The 20,091-nt window shown below is 64.4% G+C and carries 14 protein-coding genes; 4 read left to right on the forward strand and 10 right to left on the reverse strand.

Annotated features, from left to right (window positions below):
- Position 1: 1 nt before the first annotated feature.
- From ACQR03_RS10540 to ACQR03_RS10565, 6 genes are read right to left on the reverse strand one after another with little or no spacing between them, the layout of a single operon-like run.
- Positions 2-496 carry a gluconokinase gene (locus ACQR03_RS10540; protein ID WP_316166626.1) on the reverse strand — a complete coding sequence of 165 codons (495 nt, stop codon included), beginning with the start codon at positions 494-496 and terminating at the stop codon, positions 2-4.
- 22 nt (positions 497-518) lie between these two features.
- Positions 519-1,268, reverse strand: coding sequence for a 6-phosphogluconolactonase (gene pgl / locus ACQR03_RS10545; protein WP_316172474.1), 750 nt, complete (start codon positions 1,266-1,268; stop codon positions 519-521).
- Between the two features lie 2 nt (positions 1,269-1,270).
- Positions 1,271-2,794, reverse strand: a complete 1,524-nt coding sequence (gene zwf / locus ACQR03_RS10550) for a glucose-6-phosphate dehydrogenase (protein WP_316172473.1) — start codon at positions 2,792-2,794, stop codon at positions 1,271-1,273.
- Positions 2,791-3,828, reverse strand: coding sequence for a phosphogluconate dehydrogenase (NAD(+)-dependent, decarboxylating) (gene gnd, locus ACQR03_RS10555; RefSeq protein ID WP_315718007.1), 1,038 nt, complete (start codon positions 3,826-3,828; stop codon positions 2,791-2,793). Before gnd ends, zwf begins: the two co-directional genes overlap by 4 nt.
- 14 nt (positions 3,829-3,842) lie before the next feature.
- Complete coding sequence (locus ACQR03_RS10560) at positions 3,843-6,689, reverse strand: bifunctional transaldolase/phosoglucose isomerase (protein ID WP_316172472.1); 2,847 nt, start codon at positions 6,687-6,689, stop codon at positions 3,843-3,845.
- Between the two features lie 9 nt (positions 6,690-6,698).
- Entirely contained in the window at positions 6,699-7,220 is a 522-nt protein-coding gene (locus ACQR03_RS10565; RefSeq protein WP_316172471.1) for a hypothetical protein, read from the reverse strand.
- 602 nt (positions 7,221-7,822) lie between these two features.
- Here ACQR03_RS10565 and ACQR03_RS10570 point away from each other — a divergent pair.
- The 3 genes from ACQR03_RS10570 to ACQR03_RS10580 all read left to right on the forward strand — a co-directional run bounded on the left by ACQR03_RS10570 (position 7,823) and on the right by ACQR03_RS10580 (position 12,804).
- Complete coding sequence (locus tag ACQR03_RS10570; protein ID WP_315718010.1) at positions 7,823-9,766, forward strand: PrkA family serine protein kinase; 1,944 nt, start codon at positions 7,823-7,825, stop codon at positions 9,764-9,766.
- Between the two features lie 225 nt (positions 9,767-9,991).
- Complete coding sequence (locus tag ACQR03_RS10575) at positions 9,992-11,269, forward strand: YeaH/YhbH family protein (RefSeq protein WP_315718011.1); 1,278 nt, start codon at positions 9,992-9,994, stop codon at positions 11,267-11,269.
- Complete coding sequence (locus ACQR03_RS10580; protein WP_315750207.1) at positions 11,266-12,804, forward strand: SpoVR family protein; 1,539 nt, start codon at positions 11,266-11,268, stop codon at positions 12,802-12,804. Before ACQR03_RS10575 ends, ACQR03_RS10580 begins: the two co-directional genes overlap by 4 nt.
- 25 nt (positions 12,805-12,829) lie before the next feature.
- Here ACQR03_RS10580 and ACQR03_RS10585 read toward each other — a convergent pair whose 3' ends face one another.
- Positions 12,830-13,240, reverse strand: coding sequence for a VOC family protein (locus ACQR03_RS10585; RefSeq protein WP_315750208.1), 411 nt, complete (start codon positions 13,238-13,240; stop codon positions 12,830-12,832).
- 147 nt (positions 13,241-13,387) lie between these two features.
- On the opposite strand from ACQR03_RS10585, the gene ACQR03_RS10590 reads away from it, so the two are divergent.
- The gene (locus tag ACQR03_RS10590) at positions 13,388-14,659 is read left to right on the forward strand and encodes a TMEM143 family protein (RefSeq protein ID WP_315750209.1); all 1,272 of its coding nucleotides are present in this window, start codon (positions 13,388-13,390) and stop codon (positions 14,657-14,659) included.
- Positions 14,660-15,027: 368 nt separating this feature from the next.
- Here the strand turns inward: ACQR03_RS10590 and ACQR03_RS10595 are convergent, their stop codons facing one another.
- The 3 genes from ACQR03_RS10595 to ACQR03_RS10605 all read right to left on the reverse strand — a co-directional run bounded on the left by ACQR03_RS10595 (position 15,028) and on the right by ACQR03_RS10605 (position 19,833).
- Positions 15,028-16,083: a 2-oxoacid:ferredoxin oxidoreductase subunit beta gene (locus tag ACQR03_RS10595; RefSeq protein WP_315718016.1), complete on the reverse strand. Its 1,056-nt coding sequence runs from the start codon at positions 16,081-16,083 to the stop codon at positions 15,028-15,030.
- Positions 16,084-16,213: 130 nt separating this feature from the next.
- Positions 16,214-18,064, reverse strand: coding sequence for a 2-oxoacid:acceptor oxidoreductase subunit alpha (locus ACQR03_RS10600; RefSeq protein WP_315718017.1), 1,851 nt, complete (start codon positions 18,062-18,064; stop codon positions 16,214-16,216).
- Entirely contained in the window at positions 18,034-19,833 is a 1,800-nt protein-coding gene (locus ACQR03_RS10605; RefSeq protein WP_316193161.1) for an FAD-dependent oxidoreductase, read from the reverse strand. Before ACQR03_RS10605 ends, ACQR03_RS10600 begins: the two co-directional genes overlap by 31 nt.
- Positions 19,834-20,091: the final 258 nt, after the last annotated feature.

Raw genomic sequence — 20,091 nt, forward strand, 5'->3', positions numbered from 1 at the left:
GTCAGGCGCAGCCCCGACCGGCGTGAAGCTGTTGCATGATGTCGTCCACGATCGCCGCGACTGGCGCGTCGACCGAGACTGTAATGGGACGCTCGGCGGCGTCAGGTGGTTCCAGGGTGGCGAATTGGCTGGCGAGCAGGCCCGGCGGCATGAAGTGCCCCTTGCGATGGCTCATCCGTCTGCCGATCAGCTCCTGACTGCCTTGGAGATAGACCATGCGGACATCGTTACAGCCGCCGACCAGGATATCGCGATAGGCCTTCTTGAGTGCAGAGCAGGCGATGATGATGTGCTGGCCCGCAGTACGGCAACGCGCGATCTCCTGGGCAATCGCCTGCAGCCAGGGCCAGCGATCCTCGTCCGTGAGCGGGTGGCCGGCGCTCATCTTGGCGACGTTTGCGGGCGGGTGAAAGCTGTCGCCATCCTCGAAGCGCCAGCCGAGGCGTTGCCCCAATGTTTTCCCGATCGTGCTCTTGCCGGAGCCGGACACGCCCATGATGACGAGCGCATGGGGCAGGTCAGATGTCGCCACTTCGCCCCTCCGGCCAGGCCTCGCTGTCGATGAGCAGGATCGTCTCCCGATTTGAGCGGGCGCGATTGGCCGGCAGGTCCTCACCGGCCAGCACCCGCGTCATGATCGCGCGCTTGTCGGTACCGGCGATCTCAAACAGCATGGTTCGGCAGGAGGCGAGCGCAGGCAAGGTCAGGCTGATCCGCGGCACGAAGGGAGCGACGTGAGCCTTGTCGACGCCGACGACCCAGCGATCGGCGACATCAACGGCGGGAAAACCGGGGAATAGCGACGCGACATGGCCGTCGGGGCCGATGCCGAGCAGCACAAGGTCGAACAGCGGCCGCGCGGGGGCGAGCCGCCCGGCGCCGTAGAACGCTTCCAGCGTGCGCTGATAGTCGCGGGCACTGGCCTCCGGGTCCGACCTATCGGTCGCGATCGGGTGGATGTTGGCGGCCGGCGCGCAGGCATCGAGGAACGCGTGGCGGGCCATGGTCATGTTGTGCAGGGGATCTCCGGCCGGAACATAGCGCTCGTCGCCGATGAACCAGTGCACGCGCGGCCATGCAATCCGCTCGCGATAGGCGTCCGTCGCCAGCAGCTGATAAAGCTGCCTCGGGCTCGATCCCCCGGTGAGGCAGACGGCTATGGTCCCCGGATTTGCGTCGATGCGGGCCAGGAGATGTTCGGCCGCGACCCTCGCCATCGTCGCCTGGTCCGCGACTCGCACGAGTTTGCGGTTCTGCGGCCCGACCACGGCTAAACCAGCTTGCGCCAGCTGCGGCCGTCGCGGGCCAGGAGATCGGCCGCCGCCTCAGGTCCCTCGCTGCCGGCCGCGTAGGAATGCAGGCCATCGCGGCCGGCCTTCTTCCACGCCCCGATGAACGGCTCGACGGCCTTCCAGCCGGCCTCGACGCTGTCGGCGCGCTGGAACAGGATGTTGTCGCCGATCATGCAGTCATAGATCAGCGTCTCGTAGCCGGTGGCGGGCTCGGCCTGGAAATAGTCCTTGTAATTGAACTTCATCTGCACGCCATCGGTGCGGATGGTGGGGCCGGGCACCTTGGTGTTGAACTGCAGCGTGATGCTCTGGGTCGGCTCGATGCCGATGACCAGATAGTTCTCGGCCAAGGTCTCGATCGGCGTGCAACTGAACATCGCGAACGGCGCCTGGCGGAACTTGATCGCGACCTCGGTGCGCTTGGCGCCGAGCGCCTTGCCGGTGCGCAGATAGAACGGAACGCCGGCCCAGCGCCAATTGTCGATCGTGAGCTTGAAGGCGGCATAGGTCTCGGTGGTGCTGTTGGGGCGGACGTCCTTGCTCCTCAGATAGTCGGGCAGCTCGGCGTCGCCGATCATGCCAGCCGTGTACTGGCCGCGCACCGAATTGAGCAGCGCCTCCCGTTCGCTCAACGGCTGGATCGCCGACAGCACCTCCGCCTTCTCGGAGCGGACGGTATGCGCATCGAACCGTGCCGGCGGCTCCATCGCCACCAGCGACAGCAATTGGAAGAGATGGTTGGGGACCATGTCGCGCAGCGCGCCGGTCGCGTCGTAGAAGCTGCCGCGCGTGCCGACGCCGAGCTTCTCCTCGACGGTGATCTGCACGTGGTCGATGTGATGCCTGTTCCAGATCGGCTCGAACATGCCATTGGCGAAACGCAGCACCAGGATGTTCTGCACCGTCTCCTTGCCGAGGTAATGATCGATCCGGTAGATCTGGTGCTCGGTCACGAGCTGCAGAAGCTCGTCGTTCAGCTTCTTGGCCGAGGCGAGGTCGGTGCCGAACGGCTTTTCCACCACGAGGCGGCGCCAAGCCTTGCCGTCCTCGCGCAGCAACCCGACGCGCCCGAGCTGTTGCGCGATCGGCGCAAAGGCGCTCGGCGGCGTCGCGAGATAGAACAGCCGATTGCCGTGGGTCTCCCGCGCGGCTTCCAGCTTTTCCAGCTTCGCCTTCAACTGATCGAAGCTTTCCGGCTCCTTCGGATCGGCCTCGATCGCAGTCACGCATTGCAACAGGCGCTGCGCGATCTCATCCTCGATCGGGCGTGTGGCGTATTTGCGTAGGCCTTCCATGAGATTGTCGCGCAGTTGCTCGCTCGACATGCCCTTGCGGGCAATGCCGACGATGCAGAACCTGTCCGGCAGCAGATGATTGGCCGCGAGATTGTAAAGCGATGGCAAGACGAGCCGATGGGTCAGATCGCCGGTCACACCGAAGATCACGAAGGCGCAAGCGTCAGGCTTCTGATGTTGCGGCTGGTGCGGATGCAGCGGGGTCACGCGCGGTCGTCCCTGGGCTTGACGATCTCGGGCGCGCTCTGGCGCGCCGGGTCTGGGTGCTGTTCAGGCTCCTTGTGCCCGCCAAAGCCTTCGCGCATCGCCGAGAGAATCTTTTCCGCGAAGGTGTGCTCCTGGCGCGAGCGGAAACGGGCGAACAAGGCGGCGGTCAACACCTCGGCCGGCACCGCTTCGTCGATCGCCGCATTCACGGTCCAGCGGCCCTCGCCGGAATCCTCGACATAGCCGGAATATTTCTCCAGACCGGGCTGCCGCGCGAGCGCGCTGGCGGTGAGGTCGAGCAGCCAGGACGGAATGACGCTGCCGCGGCGCCACACCTCGGCGATGTCAGCGAGATCGAAGTCGAAGCGATGCGCCTCGGGCAGCGCCGCGCTGTTCGCATTCCTGAGGATGTCGAAGCCCTCGGCATAGGCCTGCATCAGGCCATATTCGATGCCGTTGTGGATCATCTTGACGAAATGGCCGGCGCCAGTCGGCCCCGCATGGATGTAGCCCTGTTCGACGCGCGGGTCGCGGCCGTCACGGCCCGGTGTGCGCGGGATGTCGCCGATGCCTGGCGCTAGCGTCGCGAAGATCGGATCGAGCCGGTCGACGACCGGCTTGTCGCCGCCGATCATCATGCAGTAGCCGCGGTCGAGGCCCCAGACTCCGCCGGAGGTGCCGACGTCGACGTAGTGCAGACCGCGCTCCTTGAGCGCCTTGCCGCGGCGGACGTCGTCCTGCCAGAAACTGTTGCCGCCGTCGATGACGACGTCGTCTCGGCTCATCAGCTTGGTGAGCTGCTCGACGGTGGCTTCCGTGATCTTGCCGGCCGGCAGCATGACCCAGGCGTGCCGCGGGAGGGCGAGTTTGCCGACGAACTCCTCGAGGCTCGCGGCGCCGGTGGCGCCCTCGGAAACCAGCGCGGCGACGGCCTTTGCGTCGCGATCATAGACCACGCAGGCGTGTCCGGCGCGCATCAGGCGGCGCACGATGTTGCCGCCCATCCGCCCGAGACCGATCATTCCCAATTGCATCGACGATGCCCTTCCTAGCTCAGCGCTTCACTGATCGCGCTGTCGAGCATCTTCAGGCCCGATTTCAGATTGCCCTTGAGATGGACCCGAAGAGCCCTACGCCCGCGCTCGGTGAGTACGTCGAAGTCGCCGCGCGCCTGCGCCGCCTTGATCACGCCGAAGCTCGCCTTCTGCCCGGGGATCGGCAGATCCTGGGCATCGTCGGCCGTGATCTGGAGAAACACGCCGCTGTCCGGGCCGCCCTTGTAGGCCTGGCCGGTCGAGTGCAGGAAGCGCGGACCGAACTCGGCGCAGGTGGCGAGGTGCTTGGCATCGCGCAGCCTCAGCCGGATCCGCTGCAGCGTGTCGATATTGCCTGCGTTGCGGTCGATATAGCCGAGCAGGGCGATGTAGTCGCCGTCGCCGGCGCGGCCGAGATGCGCCTTCAGCCAGGACGCGAGCGTGCCGTCGGCGCCATGCTCGCGCAGGCTCTCGACGTTCTGTGCATCCGTGTAGAGCTCGCAGCCCTTGATCGAGACCACCGGCTCCTCGGCCGGCAGCGCGCCGCTCTGCTCGAACGCCGCCGTCAGTTCGCGGGTCTTGATCTTGGCCGATTCGACGTCGGGCTGGTCGAACGGGTTGATGCCGAGCACGGCGCCGGCAACGGCGGTCGCCATTTCGAAGCGGAAGAATTCCTGGCCGAGCTGGTCGATCGACTTCATGACGATGCGCACGACCGGATGGCCGGCCTCCTCGAGCGCGGCGAGCTTTGCATCATGGCCGGCCACGTCGTCGCCGCCGATCCTGATGTCGATGAAGAAGCGATCATGACCGTAGACCTCGGGCGAGGCGACTGGCTCGCCATCGATCGGGATGAGGCCCTTGCCTTCCTTGCCCGTGGACTCCGCGATCAACTGCTCGGCCCAGGCACCGAAATCGGCGATCTTGGGCGAGGCGAAGATCGTTATCTTGTCGCGGCCTTCGAGGCCGGCGAGACCCATCGCCAAGCCGAGCTGAACGCCCGGGTTCTGCAGCGGCGGCACGTCGGGCCCGCAGGAGCGCACCATTGACAGCGCCTGCGTAATCAGCCTGCGCACGTCGATGCCGGCGGTGGCGGCCGGCACCAGGCCGAACGGCGACAGCACCGAATAGCGGCCGCCGATGGTCGGCTCGCCGTGGAAGATGCGGGCGAAGCCTTGCGCCTTGGCCGCCTTCTCCAGCGACGAGCCGGGATCGGTCACGGCAATGAAGCGATGGCCGGCCTTCTTCGGCCCGATCGCCTCGGAGACGCGCGCGAAGAAGTAGTCCTTCATCGCGTTCGGCTCGGTGGTGCCGCCCGACTTCGAGGAGACGATGAACACCGTACGGGTGATGTCGATCGCCTTCTCCATCGCGCGCACCTGCGCGGGATCGGTGGAATCGAGCACGTGCAGCCTGGGGAAGCCGGCCCTGCGCGGGAACGTCTCGGCGAGCACTTCCGGCCCGAGGCTGGAGCCGCCCATGCCGAGGACCACGGCGTCGGAAAACTTCTGTCCCTTCACCCGTTGCGCATAGTCCTCATAATCGGCGATATCGGCTTTCTCCGCGCTGGTCAGCCAGCCCAGCCATTTGTGCTCGTCATGGCCGGTCCAGACCGTCGCATCCTTGTGCCAGAGCCGGCGGATCCTGGCGTCCTTGCGCCAGTCCTCGGTCGCGGAGGCGACCTTCTTCTCGAGATCAGCAGCAACGGCGATCGTCTGCTGCCCAAGTCCTGTCCCCAGCACGACGGCGCGCTTGTGCGCAACCGCGCCGTAGAGCTTGTCGGCGGCGTCCGCGAACTGCCTGACGCCGTCGACCACGAGATCTGCGGTGATGTCGTCGAGCGAGATGCCGGTCTTCGCCAGATCCTCCAGGGCGGCCTGGGCGGCATCGACGTCTTCCTCCAGGCTGTCGCGCACCTCTCCGTGATCGCGGAAGGCGTCCAGCGTGGCCGGCGGCACAGTGTTGACGGTGTTCGGCCCGATCAGCTCCTCGACATAGAGGACATCGCTGTAATCCTTGTTCTTGGTACCTGTGGAGGCCCAGAGCAGCCGCTGCGGCTTGGCGCCTTGCTCGGCCAGCCGCTCCCAGCGCGCGCCTGCGAACAGCCGCTTGTAATCCTGATACGCCATCTTGGCGTTGGCGATGGCGATCCTGCCCTTGAGCGCCGCCAGCCGCTCCTTCTCCGAGGGATCGTTGGCCTGGGCGATCTTCTCGTCCAGTTGCTTGTCGACCACGCTGTCGATGCGGCTGACGAAGAACGACGCCACGCTGGCGACATGCGACGGATCGCCGCCGGCGCCGACGTAGGCCTCGAGGCCGGCAATGTAGGCTTCGGCGACCTGCCGGTAGACGTCTTGCGAAAACAGCAAGGTGATGTTGACGCTGATGCCCTTGGAGATCAGGTGCTGGATGGCCGGCAGGCAGGCGTCGGTCGCCGGCACCTTGATCATCAGATTCCTGCGGTCGACCGCCTTCCAGAGCTGTTCGGCCTCGGTGATGGTCGCTTTGCTGTCCATCGCCAGATAGGGCGAGACTTCGAGGCTGACGAAGCCGTCATTGCCATCGAAGCGGTCGTAGACCGGCCGCAGCACGTCGGCAGCATTCTGGATGTCCTCGACGGCGACGGCCTCGAACAGCTGCGTCGGCGATCGATCGCCGTTCTTCAGCGCCGTGGCGATCGGCGCGTCATATTCATCGGAGCTGCCGATCGCCTTCTCGAAAATCGCGGGATTCGAGGTGACGCCCTTGACGCCATCCTCATCGATCAGCCGCTTCAGGTCGCCTTTGGCGACGAAGCCGCGTGCGAGGAAATCGAGCCAGACCGCCTGGCCGTGTTCTTCGAGAGCTTTGACCGGATTCATGATGCCTATCTATGTGCGTCGGCTTGCTTTTTCGGGTTCCCGCCTGGCGGCCTGCCAGGTCGTGGACCTCACATGAACAACTATGCGCCAGCCCACAGGAGAACGCCATTCATAATGGATTGATCCCTCTGGAATCCCAAGAGCTTCGCGCCGGGCTCGACGTGCCGGCGGCGCGCGCCCCGCGGGAGACGTGCAGGCAGCCTGAAGCCTGCTGCCGACCGTTCGACCAAGGCGTGGCGAAGGTTCGCCAAGCGCGGCCAGCGTTCGGCTCGCGTCGGCCTCCGCGACACCCGCGCGCCGGAGGTCTCCCATCGTGGCGAGCAAATGCCGTCGATCAAACCTTCTCCGCCTTGCAATGCCGGAAAGCGGCCACATGTGTTCTGGGTAATGGTGCCTCACGTCACGGATCAAGGCGAGCGTCATGCGATTGTCGCGTCGGCTGCGGCTCGTGATCGGCGGATAACCCATGATGCTTTCTGCTTGCAGACATTCGGTGGCGAGCCGCAAGCTGATCATGGCAATGATCAGCATCGAGTGATCCGTCCGGGTTCGGCCGCGCGTTACGTCACGACATTCGGTTCTAGCGGTGAACATGTGTGCGGATGGCTGTGAGATGCGCGCGTTCATCGCTCGCCTGATCACGATGGCGTCGCGTGAGCGATGGCTGACGTGCTCGCAGCGGGGCCATTGGTTCGACCACAGTGGCCGGCGCGCATCATGTCGCGCCACGAATGAGACATTCGCTGCCTGGCGCAGCTGCGCGACCGTTGGCGTTCACTCGCGGTTCACTTCCGGAAGACAGACTGATCCCGGAGCTGTCACGCCACCAGTTCACGTGGCTTCACAACACCTTGTGCGGCGCAGGAAGACTACGGTGCCGGGGTATTGCGGATGTTGCGAAGCAGAGACAATGGGGTACAAATGGGGAGAGTCGGCCGGCTTTTGCCGAACTATTGAGCGAAGTGCATGTTGATAGGGCATATGCTGCATGCACTTTGCGTTGCGGAAAAGGACGAAGACGGTGCCCAATGGGGGCTAGCGCGCTTCACTCTGAGTCGGTTCGGGATCAGCAGGAACGTACTTGGATCTCGGCCCGTTGCAGCAGTGCAGCGGAACCTACGTGGAGAGGGATCATGTACAACGATTCGTTGTTCAACGCGTTCGCAAGGTCGTTCGAGGCACGCAGCCAGACCGACATGTCGATGCAGGAATATCTAGAATCGTGTCGAACCGACCCGATGCGATACGCGAACGCCGCTGAACGACTACTAGCTGCGATCGGTGAGCCTCAGATGATCGATACGGCCAAGGACCCACGCCTTGGCCGTATTTTTTTGAACCGGACGGTTCGGCTGTATCCCGCGTTCGCCGGCTTCTACGGCATGGAAGACACGATCGAGCGCATCGTCGGATTCTTCCGTCACGCCGCGCAGGGTCTCGAAGAGCGCAAGCAGATCCTCTATCTGCTCGGACCGGTCGGCGGCGGCAAGTCGTCGCTCGCCGAACGGTTGAAGCAGTTGATGGAAACTCATCCGATCTACGTGCTCAAGGCGGGAGATGAGTTGAGCCCCGTGTTCGAGTCGCCGCTCGGCCTGTTCGATCCCGACACGCTGGGCCCGATGCTCGAGGAGAAATACGGCATTCCGCGCCGCCGCCTGTCGGGCCTGATGAGCCCGTGGTGCTACAAGCGGCTCGAAGCCTTCGGCGGCGACATCTCGCAGTTCCGCGTCGCCAAGATCCAGCCGTCGCGGCTGCGCCAGATCGGCATCGCCAAGACCGAGCCCGGCGACGAGAACAACCAGGACATCTCCTCGCTGGTCGGCAAGGTCGACATCCGCAAGCTCGAAACCTACGCCCAGAACGATCCCGACGCCTACTCCTATTCGGGCGGCCTCAACCGCGCCAACCAGGGCATCCTCGAATTCGTCGAGATGTTCAAGGCGCCGATCAAGATGCTGCATCCGCTGCTGACGGCGACGCAGGAGGGCAACTATATCGGCACCGAGAACATCGGCGCGATTCCCTACAATGGCGTGATCCTCGCCCACTCCAACGAGGCGGAGTGGCAGAGCTTCAAGACCAACAAGAACAACGAGGCCTTCATCGACCGCATCTGCGTCATCAAGGTGCCGTACTGCCTGCGCGTCACCGAGGAGCGCAAGATCTATGAGAAGCTGATCCAGGGCTCCGAGCTCTCCGCCGCGCCGTGCGCGCCCGCGACCTTGGACACGCTCGCCAGATTCTCGGTGATGTCGCGCCTGCGCAAGCACGAGAATTCGACGTTGTACGCCAAGATGCGGGTCTATGACGGCGAGAGCCTCAAGGAGTCCGATCCGAAGGCGCGCAGCGTGCAGGAATATCGCGACGCCGCCGGCGTCGACGAGGGCATGGACGGCATCTCCACCCGCTTTGCCTTCAAGGTGCTGGCTGCGACCTACAATCACGACACGGCGGAAGTGTCGGCCGATGCCGTGCATCTGATGTACGTGCTGGAACAGTCGATCAAGCGCGAGCAACTGCCCGAGGAGATCGAGAAGCGCTACCTCGAATTCATCAAGGCGGATCTGGCGCCGCGCTACGCCGAGTTCATCGGTCACGAGATCCAGAAGGCCTATCTGGAATCCTACTCCGATTACGGCCAGAACCTGTTCGACCGCTACGTCGACTACGCCGACGCCTGGATCGAAGATCAGGACTTCAAGGATCCCGATACGGGACAGCTGCTCAATCGCGAGCTGTTGAACCAGGAGCTGACCAAGATCGAGAAGCCGGCCGGGATCGCCAACCCGAAGGATTTCCGCAACGAGGTTGTCAAGTTCTCGCTGCGCTTCCGGGCCCAGAATGGTGGCAAAAATCCGTCCTGGACCTCCTACGAAAAGATCCGCGAAGTCATCGAAAAGAGGATATTCTCGCAGGTCGAGGATCTGCTTCCGGTCATCTCGTTCGGTACCAAGAAGGACGGCGAGACCGAGAAGAAGCACGACGACTTCGTCGCGCGCATGGTCGAACGCGGCTACACCGAGCGGCAGGTCCGCCGGCTGGTCGAGTGGTACATGCGCGTGAAGCAGGCGGGTTGATCGTGGTCCGGCGCCGATGTTCACTGCAGGTGCGGCAGGCCATCGGTCTGACGTCGGCGCCAGGGCTACGAAACGAGCGAAACGTTCGACGCTGAGCTTCGCTGGGAGGCGTCGGACAGGCAGAGGGTGCCGTTGCAGTGTCGGGTCCGATACTGCACCGCGGCATCGCGGCGGGGGAGAGCAGGAGTCGAAGCCGCTGCAGCAGGAGGCGTATGGAACGTGGTCATGCACATCATTGATCGGCGCCTGAATCCGGGCGGCAAAAGTCTCGAAAATCGCCAGCGATTTTTGCGCCGCGCCAAGGCCCTGGTTCAGGGAGCGGTCAAGAAGACCTCGCAGGACCGCGACATCAAGGACGTGCTGGAGGGCGGCGAGGTCTCGATCCCGCTCGACGGCATGGACGAGCCTCGCTTCCGCCGCGAGGGCGGCACCCGCGACATGGTGTTGCCCGGCAACAAGAAGTTCGTCGAAGGCGACATCCTGCCGCGCTCCGGCGACGGCAGCGGCCGCAAGTCGGCGCCCGGACAAGGCGACAGCGAGGACGCGTTCCGCTTCGTGCTGAGCAAGGAGGAGTTCGTCAACCTCTTCCTCGACGATCTCGAACTGCCCGATCTCGCCAAGCGCAAATTCGCCGAGGCCGAGAGCGAGGGGCTGGTACGCGCGGGCTATTCGACCTCGGGTTCGCCGGCCAATATCTCGATCAGCCGCACCGTCACCCGCGCCTTGGCCCGCCGCGTCGCGCTGCGCCGTCCGCGGCCGGAGGCGATTGCCGAGCTCGAAGCCCAGCTGGAGCAGGAGACCGACGACGACAAGCGCGCCGCGCTTCTGGCCGAGATCGAGGCGCTGAAGGCGAAGGCCAAGCGCATCCCCTTCATCGACCCGATCGACATCCGCTACCGGCGCTTCGAGGCCGTGCCGAAGCCGATCGCACAGGCCGTGATGTTCTGCCTGATGGACGTGTCCGGCTCGATGTCGGAGCACATGAAGGACCTCGCCAAGCGATTCTACATGCTGCTCTACGTGTTCCTGACCCGGCGCTACCGCCATGTCGAGATCGTCTTCATCCGCCATACCGATCGCGCCGAGGAGGTCGACGAGCAGACGTTCTTCTACGGACCGGCGTCCGGCGGCACCTTGGTGTCGAGCGCCTTGCAATGCATGCACGACATCGTCCGCTCGCGCTTCCGCCCGTCGGACTGGAACATCTACGCGGCGCAGGCCTCCGACGGCGACAACGCCACCTCGGATTCCGAGAACGTCGCGCGGCTCTTGACCGACAACATCCTGCCGGTGTCGCAGTTCTTCGCCTATCTCGAGGTCGGCGAATCCGGCACCTATTCGTTCGAGATGCCCGACTCGGCGCTGTGGTCGCTGTATGAGCGGCTGCGCGCCAATGGCGAGCCGCTGTCGATGCGCAAGGTCCGCGACCGCAGCGAGATCTTCCCGGTGTTCCACGACCTGTTTCAGCGTCGCGGCACCACGCAGGAGAGGGCGGCGTCATGAGCGGGTTGCTGTTCGAGGGCGCAGACTGGAATTTCCTCACCCTGCAGCGCATCCACGATGCCTGCGAAGCCGTCGCCGAGAAGGAGCTCGGGCTCGACACCTATCCCAACCAGATCGAGGTGATCACGGCCGAGCAGATGCTCGACGCCTATTCCTCGGTCGGCATGCCCCTGTTCTACAAACACTGGTCGTTTGGCAAGCACTTCGCCTATCACGAGGCCTCGTACCGCAAGGGCCTGATGGGCCTCGCCTATGAGATCGTGATCAACTCCTCGCCCTGTATCTCCTATCTGATGGAGGAGAACACGGCGACGATGCAGACCTTGGTGATCGCGCACGCGGCGTTCGGCCACAACCATTTCTTCAAGAACAACTATCTGTTCAAGCAGTGGACCGACGCCGACGGCATCCTCGACTATCTCGATTTCGCCCGCGGCTACATCGCGCAATGCGAGGAGCGTTATGGCCGGCTCGCGGTCGAGCATACGCTCGACGCGGCGCATGCGCTGATGTCGCACGGCGTCGACCGCTATCCGGGCAAGAAGAAGCTCGACTTCCGCGAGGAGGAGAAGCGCGCCGGCAAGCGCAGGCTCTACGAGGAGGGCCAGTTCAACGATCTCTGGCGCACGGTGCCGACCGGCCCGGTCAAGACCAATGCGATGCTGAACGTCGAGCGGCGCCGCGCGCTGCTCGGCCTCCCGCAGGAGAACCTGCTCTATTTCCTGGAGAAGACCGCGCCGCGGCTGGCGCCCTGGCAGCGCGAGTTGCTGCGCATCGTTCGCCACATCGCGCAGTATTTCTATCCGCAGGGCCAGACCAAGGTCATGAACGAGGGCACGGCGACCTATGTGCACTATCGCATCATGAACCGGCTGCACCAGGACGGCCGCCTCACCGACGGCAACTTCCTGGAGTTCCTGCAGTCGCACACCAACGTCGTGTTCCAGCCGGAGTTCGACGATCCGCGCTTCTCCGGCTTCAACCCATATGCGCTCGGCTTTGCGATCATGCAGGACATCGAGCGCATCGTGAAGGACCCGACCGACGAGGATCGCGAATGGTTTCCGGACATCGCCGGCACCGGCGACGAAATGGCGGTGCTGCGTGACGTCTGGGCGAATTATCGCGACGAGAGCTTCATCAGCCAGTTCCTCAGCCCCAACCTGATCCGGCGCTTCAAGCTGTTCCATTTGCATGACGATCCGGCCGAACGCGCCGGCATCCTGGTCGACGCCATCCATGACGAGCGCGGCTATCGTCGCATCCGGCGCGAGCTGTCGAAACAGTACGATGTCGGCTACATCGACCCGAACATCGAGGTGGTCGATGTCGATCTCGCCGGCGATCGCCGCCTGATGCTGCGACATACGGTGGTCAAGGGCGCCCAGCTCAACGAGACCGACACCAAGCGCGTGCTGCAGCATCTCGCCGATCTCTGGAGCTACGACGTGTCGCTGGTCGAAGTCGACGCCGCCACCGACAAGGTGCTGAAGGAGTACGTGCTCAATCCCCGGATACAACCGGCGGCCGCCTAGCGCGGCCGCCAAGCCCTGAGCGACGTCAGATTTCCGCGAAGATCTCCAGCAGATTGCCGTCGGGATCCCTGAAGAACAGCGTCCGATGGCCGAAGGGCTGGTCCCTCGGCTGCTCCAGGAGCGCGACGCCCTTCTCCGTCAGCTCGGCCGCGCAGCGGTCGACGTCGACGCGTCCCACCTTGAAGGCGAGTTGAAGCGCCGCGCTTCCCGGCGGTGTCGGCTGGTGCGATGTCAGCCGCTGCGGCCGAGCGAGCGCGAGCGTGTTGGAGCCGATCTGAAATTCGATCCACCCCTGCGACAGTTCCCGGAGCAGCGGAAAGCCCAGGACCTCCTCGTAGAACTGCCGCATGACGTCCCAGTCGCGGGCGAGGATCACCGTGTAGTCGATGGCGCGAATGGCGCGAAATGCGGACACCCTCTTTACATCATTGGTCACGATCTCTCCCTCCCGGCCGGCCTCACCAAGCTTTTCCATCCCGCGTCGAGTGGCGCAAGGCTGATGAGCCCGCTATGGTGCCCGCCGTTGGCCGGGTGGTTGCAGCCGGCCGTTGCGGACGATGATCAAAGCTCGGGCGTAAGGCGCGTGGTTGGACCAAAGGAGACGGCGGCAACGGATCGGCGGGACCGGTTCATTCCGATACGCAAGTCCGACGTCCTGGACACCGTCATTTCGCATGGCGGCCTGGATGACGCCCTGGCGGCCGACCTGCGCCAGCTGGCGCACATGCTCGGCGCCATCCTGCACCACGAATATTTCGACGAGCTCGATCGGCTGCGCGACGTCTATTTCGACTTCGATCCCGAGGTCCCCGCCGGCCGCCATCGCTCCGCTCAGGAGCTCGACACCGCCTATTGCAACCTCACCGACGAATTCGTCCGGGTGCTGAGCGAAGCGAACTTCATCGAGATCAGCCACGATGAGATCGAGCGCGCCTTCGCCGAGCACGCGCTTGTCAGGGTCAAGCTGAGGGCGCCGGTCTCCGACTTTCGCGCCGTCCGCATGTTCCGGCGCGGCACGCATCAAGAGACCATCGAGGTCCCCATGCTGTATGGCCTGCGGAGGCGCAAGCAGGAGATCGAGGTCTACGACGACATCATCCTGATGGTCGCGACCAGGCCAGACGAGCCGTCTCAGAAGAAGCGCAAGACCGCCGCCTGGCGTGGCCGCAACAAGATCCGCGGCGGCGCGGTGCTGTTCAAATATTTCCGCCACATCGCGCGCTTCGACCTCGAGGCGCTGCTGCCGAACGTCCGCGTCGTCATGGGCCTGCGCGAGCAACTGACGCTGGGCGTGCCGGCGCTGGTCGGCGGCGTACCGATCCTGCTCAAGCTGGCTTCGACGCTCACCGTGCTGTTCATCGTCGCCGGCTTTTATCTCGGCCTCAGCGGCACCGTGCACGACAACGATACGGAGCAGGCGCTGGCGGCGCTGTCGGGCCTGTTCGCGCTCGGCGCCTTCATCCTGCGGCAATGGGGCAACTTCCATCGCCAGTCGCTGATCCATCAGAAGCAGGTCACCGACAACATCTACTTCCGCAACGTCAACAACAATTCCGGCATCTTCAACTATTTGATCGGCGAGGCCGAGGACCAGGACTGGAAGGAAGCGATGCTGGCCTATGGCGGCCTGCTGCTGGCGTCGGTGCCGCTCTCGCGTGCAGCATTGTGCAGCCATGTCGAGGAGTTGCTGCAGCAGATGTTTGGATTGAGCCGCGCGTTCAATGTCGAGGAGGCCTTGATCAGGCTGCGGGAGTTCGGCCTTGTGACCGGCGGAGATGACGCGCTGTCCGCGCTGCCGCTGCGCGAGGCGATCGCGCAGCTCGATCGCGTCTGGGCAAGCGCGTTGCGGGCGTAATCGTCATCAACGATGACGGGCCTCATGGTTCAAGACGCGCCTGCGGCGCTCCTCATGATGAGGAGCGAGGGCGCGGCTCACCAGGATATGCCGAGCTGTCGCAACGAACGATCTGACAGTTAGTTACTCCGTCATGGCCGGGCTTGTCCCGGGCATCCACGTGGTTATCAGCGTGCCGAACGACGTGGATGGCCGGGACAAGCCCGGCCATGACGTGGAGATAGACAAGCGCAAAACTCCGATTGTGAAATGCGATAGCCCCGCCAGAAGCGGGCGCAATGCACTCCACCTTTGTCCTGAGGAGCCCGCCGGAGGCGGGCGTCTCGATGGACGGCTACAGAGCACACGCTTTCCACGCAGCGGTCTGCCTAGCGCAGACTCGCATTGATTTTGTCGAGCGCGGCCTGCCCAGGGCACAGATCCGCTGCCTCCAGCCGGTTGAGCGGTCGCTCCACCGTGTTGAGGTGGCTGTGCAGATCGTCGGCCTCAGGGTCGACATAGAGCAGGCCGGTCACGATCTGGCCTTGCGCGGCATGTTTCTGGAGGAAGGTCATGGCGCCGAGCCGGTCGTGCGGGTCGTAGTCGGCGTCGATCTTGCGCAGCGCCAGCCTGGAGCCGTCGTGCTGCTCGACGATCTGCACCGTGCCCGGATCCTGGTCGATCTCGATCGGATCGCGCCCGGTCAGCACGTCCAACCGGTTCACGGCATCGTTGTGCTCGCGGACATAGTCGAAGCTCTTGGTTGAGCCGGCGTGATTGTTGAACGCGATGCACGGGCTGATGACGTCGATGAACGCCGCGCCCTTGTGCCGGATGGCGCCCTCGATGATCGGCACCAGCTGCTTCTTGTCGCCGGAGAACGACCGCGCCACATAGGTGGCCCCGAGCTGCAGCGCGATGCCGACCAGGTCGATCGGATTGTCGGTGTTGGTGACGCCCTTCTTCGACTTCGACCCGCGGTCGGCGGTCGCCGAGAATTGGCCCTTGGTCAGGCCGTAGACGCCGTTGTTCTCGACGATATAGGTCATGTTCACGCCGCGCCGGATCGCGTGGGCGAACTGGCCGAAGCCGATCGAGGCGGAATCGCCGTCGCCGGAGACGCCGAGATAGATCAGCTCGCGGTTGGCGAGGTTGGCGCCGGTCAGCACCGAGGGCATGCGGCCGTGCACGGTGTTGAAGCCGTGCGAATTGCCGAGAAAGTAGTCCGGTGTCTTCGACGAGCAGCCGATGCCGGAGATTTTTGCCACCCGATGCGGCTCGATCGACAGCTCGAAGCAGGCCTCGATGATCGAGGCCGTGATCGAATCGTGGCCGCAGCCGGCGCACAAGGTCGAGATCTTGCCCTCGTAGTCGCGATGGCTGTAGCCGAGTGCGTTCTTCTTGATGCCGGGATGCTGGAATTTCGGCTTTGCGATGTAGGTCATGAGAGCACCCTGTCGCCCAGTGCCGTCATGGCCGGGCTTGTCCCGGCCATCCACGTGGGAGTCCGAGGAAAGAGAGGCGTGGATGCCCGGGACAAGCCCGGGCATGACCGTGGAGAGAGTGGCTGTAAAGTCATGACACCGCCTTGCGCAGCGGTGTGACCTTGATGTGGTCCTGGTGGTCGCCGATCGCATCGGCGATGAAGCGCGCCGTGATCGGCGTGCCGTCATAATGCAGAATCGGCACCAGCCGGACCGGGTCGATGCCGTTCTCGGTGACGATCAGCTGGCGCAGCTGCGCGTCGCGGTTCTGCTCGACCACATAGACGAAGTCGTGCTCGGCGATGAAGCTCGCCACGCTCGAATGGAACGGGAAGGCGCGGATGCGCAGGCGGTCGAGCTGACAGCCGCGCGCCTCTAGCAGTCCGATTGCCTCGTCCATCGCCGGCGCGGTCGAGCCGAAATAGATCACGCCATATCTGGTCGGCTTGCTCGCATTGGCCTGCAGCGGCCGCGGCACCATGTCCTGCGCGGTCTGGAACTTGCGCAGCAGGCGCTGCACGTTGTCGGCATAGACGGCGCCTTCCTCGGAATAGCGCGCGTAGCGGTCACGCGAGGTGCCGCGGGTGAAGTAGGAGCCCTTCGTCGGATGCGTGCCGGGGTAGGTGCGGAACGGAATGCCGTCGCCGTCGACGTCGAGATAGCGGCCGAAGTCGCGGCCTTCGTCGAGCATTTCCGCCGTCATCACCTTGCCGCGGTCATACTGCTTGGCGTCGTCCCACTTCAGCGGCCGGGACAGCCGCTGGTTCATGCCGATGTCGAGATCGAGCATCAGGAAGATCGTGGTCTGTAGCCGCTCGGCGAGGTCGAACGCCGCAGCGGCAAACTCAAACGCCTCCGCCGGATCTTCGGGGAACAGCATCACATGCTTGGTATCGCCGTGCGAGGCATAGCCGCAGGCGATCAGGTCGCATTGCTGCGTCCGCGTCGGCATGCCGGTCGAGGGGCCGGCGCGCTGCACGTTCATGATCACGGCCGGGATCTCGGCAAAGTAGGAGAGGCCGATGAACTCGGTCATCAGCGACACGCCGGGGCCCGATGTCGTGGTAAAGGCGCGGGCGCCGTTCCAGGACGCGCCAACCACCATGCCGATCGAGGCGAGCTCGTCCTCGGCCTGCACGATCGCGTATTTGGCCTGCCCGGTTTCCGGATCGTGCCGCAGTTTCTTGCAGTGGTTGCTGAACGCTTCGGCCAGCGACGACGACGGCGTGATCGGGTACCAGGCGCAGACCGTGGCGCCGCCATAGACGGCGCCGAGCGCGGCGGCGTTGTTGCCCTCGATGAAGATGCGGTCGCCGACCTTGTCGGCCTTCTTGATGCGCAGGCCGATCGGGCACTTCAAATTCTGCAGCGCCCAGTCGCGGCCGAGATGCAGCGCGTGGACGTTGGAGGAGAGCAGCTTCTCCTTGCCCTTGTACTGCTCACCGATCAATTGCTCGATCAGCTTCGGATCCATGTCGAGCAGCGCTGAGAGCGCGCCGAGATAGATGATGTTCTTGAACAGCTGGCGCTGGCGCGGATCCGAATAGGTCGAGTTGGTGATCGCGGTCAGCGGGACGCCGATGACGGTGATGTCGTCGCGGAACTTGGTTGCCGGCATCGGCTTGGTGGAATCGTAGAACAGATAGCCACCCGGCGCGATACCGGCGACGTCCTTGTCCCAGGTCTGCGGGTTCATCGCCACCATCAGATCAGTGCCGCCGCCGCGGGCGCCGAGATGGCCCGCTTCGGTGACGCGCACCTCGTACCAGGTCGGCAGGCCCTGGATGTTCGACGGGAAGATGTTGCGCGGGCTGACCGGCACGCCGTGGCGGAGCACGGCGCGCGCGAAGAGTTCGTTCGCGCTGGCCGAGCCGGAGCCGTTGACGTTGGCGAAGCGGACGACGAAGTCGTTTACGCTGCTGAGCGGCGCTTGCTGGGACATGCGTTACCTGCGTGAGTCGTCTCGATGAAGTATTTCTGCATGTCCCACGCACCGGTGGGACAGCGCTCGGCGCACAGGCCGCAATGGAGGCAGACGTCCTCGTCCTTCACCATCACCCGCCCGGTCTTCAGATCCGAGGACACGTAGAGGCTCTGGTCGGGATGCGGCGCCGGCGCCTTCAGGCGCGAACGCAGATCCGCCTCTTCGCCGTTGTCGGTGAAGGTGATGCAGTCCATCGGACAGATGTCGGCGCAGGCGTCGCATTCGATGCACAGCGTGTCGGAGAATACCGTCTGCACGTCGCAATTCAGGCAGCGATGCGCCTCGCCGAGCGCAAGCTTGACGTCGTAGCCGAGCTCGACCTCGGCGCGGATGTCCTTCAGCGCGACCACCTTGTCGCGGTGCGGCACCTTGAAGCGCTTCTCGGACGAAACGTCGTTGTCATAGCTCCATTCATGGATGCCCATCTTCTGCGAGGAGACATGCACCTCGGGCAGCGGCCGCTCGGTGATGTCCTCGCCGGACAGCAGGCGGTGGATCGACAGCGCGGCCTCGTGGCCCTGGGCGACCGCCCAGATGATGTTCTTCGGACCGAACGCCGCATCGCCGCCGAAGAACACTTTCGGGTTGGTCGAGACGAAGGTTGTCGGATCGACCACCGGCATGTGCCATTTGTCGAACGCGATGTCGCAATCGGCCTCGATCCAGGGGAACGCGTTCTCCTGGCCGACGGCGACCAGCACGTCGTCGCAGTCATAGGTCACATCGGGCTCGCCCGACGGCACCAGCGAGCGACGGCCGCTGGCGTCATATTCGGCCTTCACCTTCTGGAAGGTGACGCCGGTGAGCCTGCCATTGTCGTGATTGAAGGCGACCGGCACGAGATAGTTGAGGATCGGAATGTCCTCGTGCAGCGCGTCCTCCTTCTCCCAGGGCGACGCCTTCATCTCCTCGAAGCCGGAGCGCACGATGACCTTGACGTCCTCGCCGCCGAGCCGTCGCGCGGTGCGGCAGCAATCCATCGCGGTGTTGCCGCCGCCGAGCACGATCACGCGCTTGCCGATCTTGTCGGTGTGTCCGAACGAGACGCTGGAGAGCCAGTCGATGCCGAGATGGATGTTCGCGGCGGCTTCCTTGCGTCCGGGAATGTTCAGCTCCCGGCCGCGCGGCGCGCCGGAGCCGATGAAGATGGCATCATAGTTCTCGGCCAGCAGCGTCTTGAGGCTGTCGACGCGATGGCCGGCCTTGTAGTCGACGCCGAGGCCGAGCACGTAGCCCGTCTCCTCGTCGATGACGCTGTCGGGCAGGCGGAATTTGGGGATTTGCGAGCGCATCATGCCGCCGGGCTTTGGGTCGGCATCGAACACGGTGCAGTGATAGCCGAGCGGCGCGAGATCGCGCGCCACCGTCAGCGAGGCCGGGCCGCCGCCGACCAGCGCGATGCGCCGGCCGTTCTTCGGGGCAGGGCGCGGCAGGCGCTGATGGATGTCGTCCTTGAAATCGGCCGCAACGCGCTTCAGGCGGCAGATCGCGACCGGGCTTTCCTCGACACGCCCCCGTCGGCAGGCGGGCTCGCAAGGGCGATCGCAGGTGCGTCCGAGAATGCCCGGGAATACATTCGATTTCCAATTGATCATGTAGGCGTCGCTGTAGCGACCCTCAGCGATCAGGCGGATGTATTCAGGGACCGGAGTGTGTGCGGGACAAGCCCATTGGCAGTCGACCACTTTGTGAAAGTAGTCGGGGGCCGAGATATCAGTCGCTCTCATTCATACCCTGTCCGCGCGGCGAACCATGAGCGCGCGGCCTTCCTGACGTGAGGACGACTGCTTGTTCAGGATCGGCTAGGGATCGATGTGGGTCCGGAGCAGGTCCTGTTCGTCGCCCTTCTGTTTTTTGAATGGCTCAATTGAATAGTCTTATCAGACTAGAGCCATTCCAAGGCGCGCACAAAGGCAAATTTGCAAAGCTGCCCCTCATGCACAGTGTGCGGCGCCGCATTGCCGGCCTGATGCTGCCACGTGTTG

It is taken from the genome of Bradyrhizobium sp. HKCCYLS3070 (genome assembly GCF_051167575.1).
Taxonomy (GTDB): Bacteria; Pseudomonadota; Alphaproteobacteria; order Rhizobiales; family Xanthobacteraceae; genus Bradyrhizobium.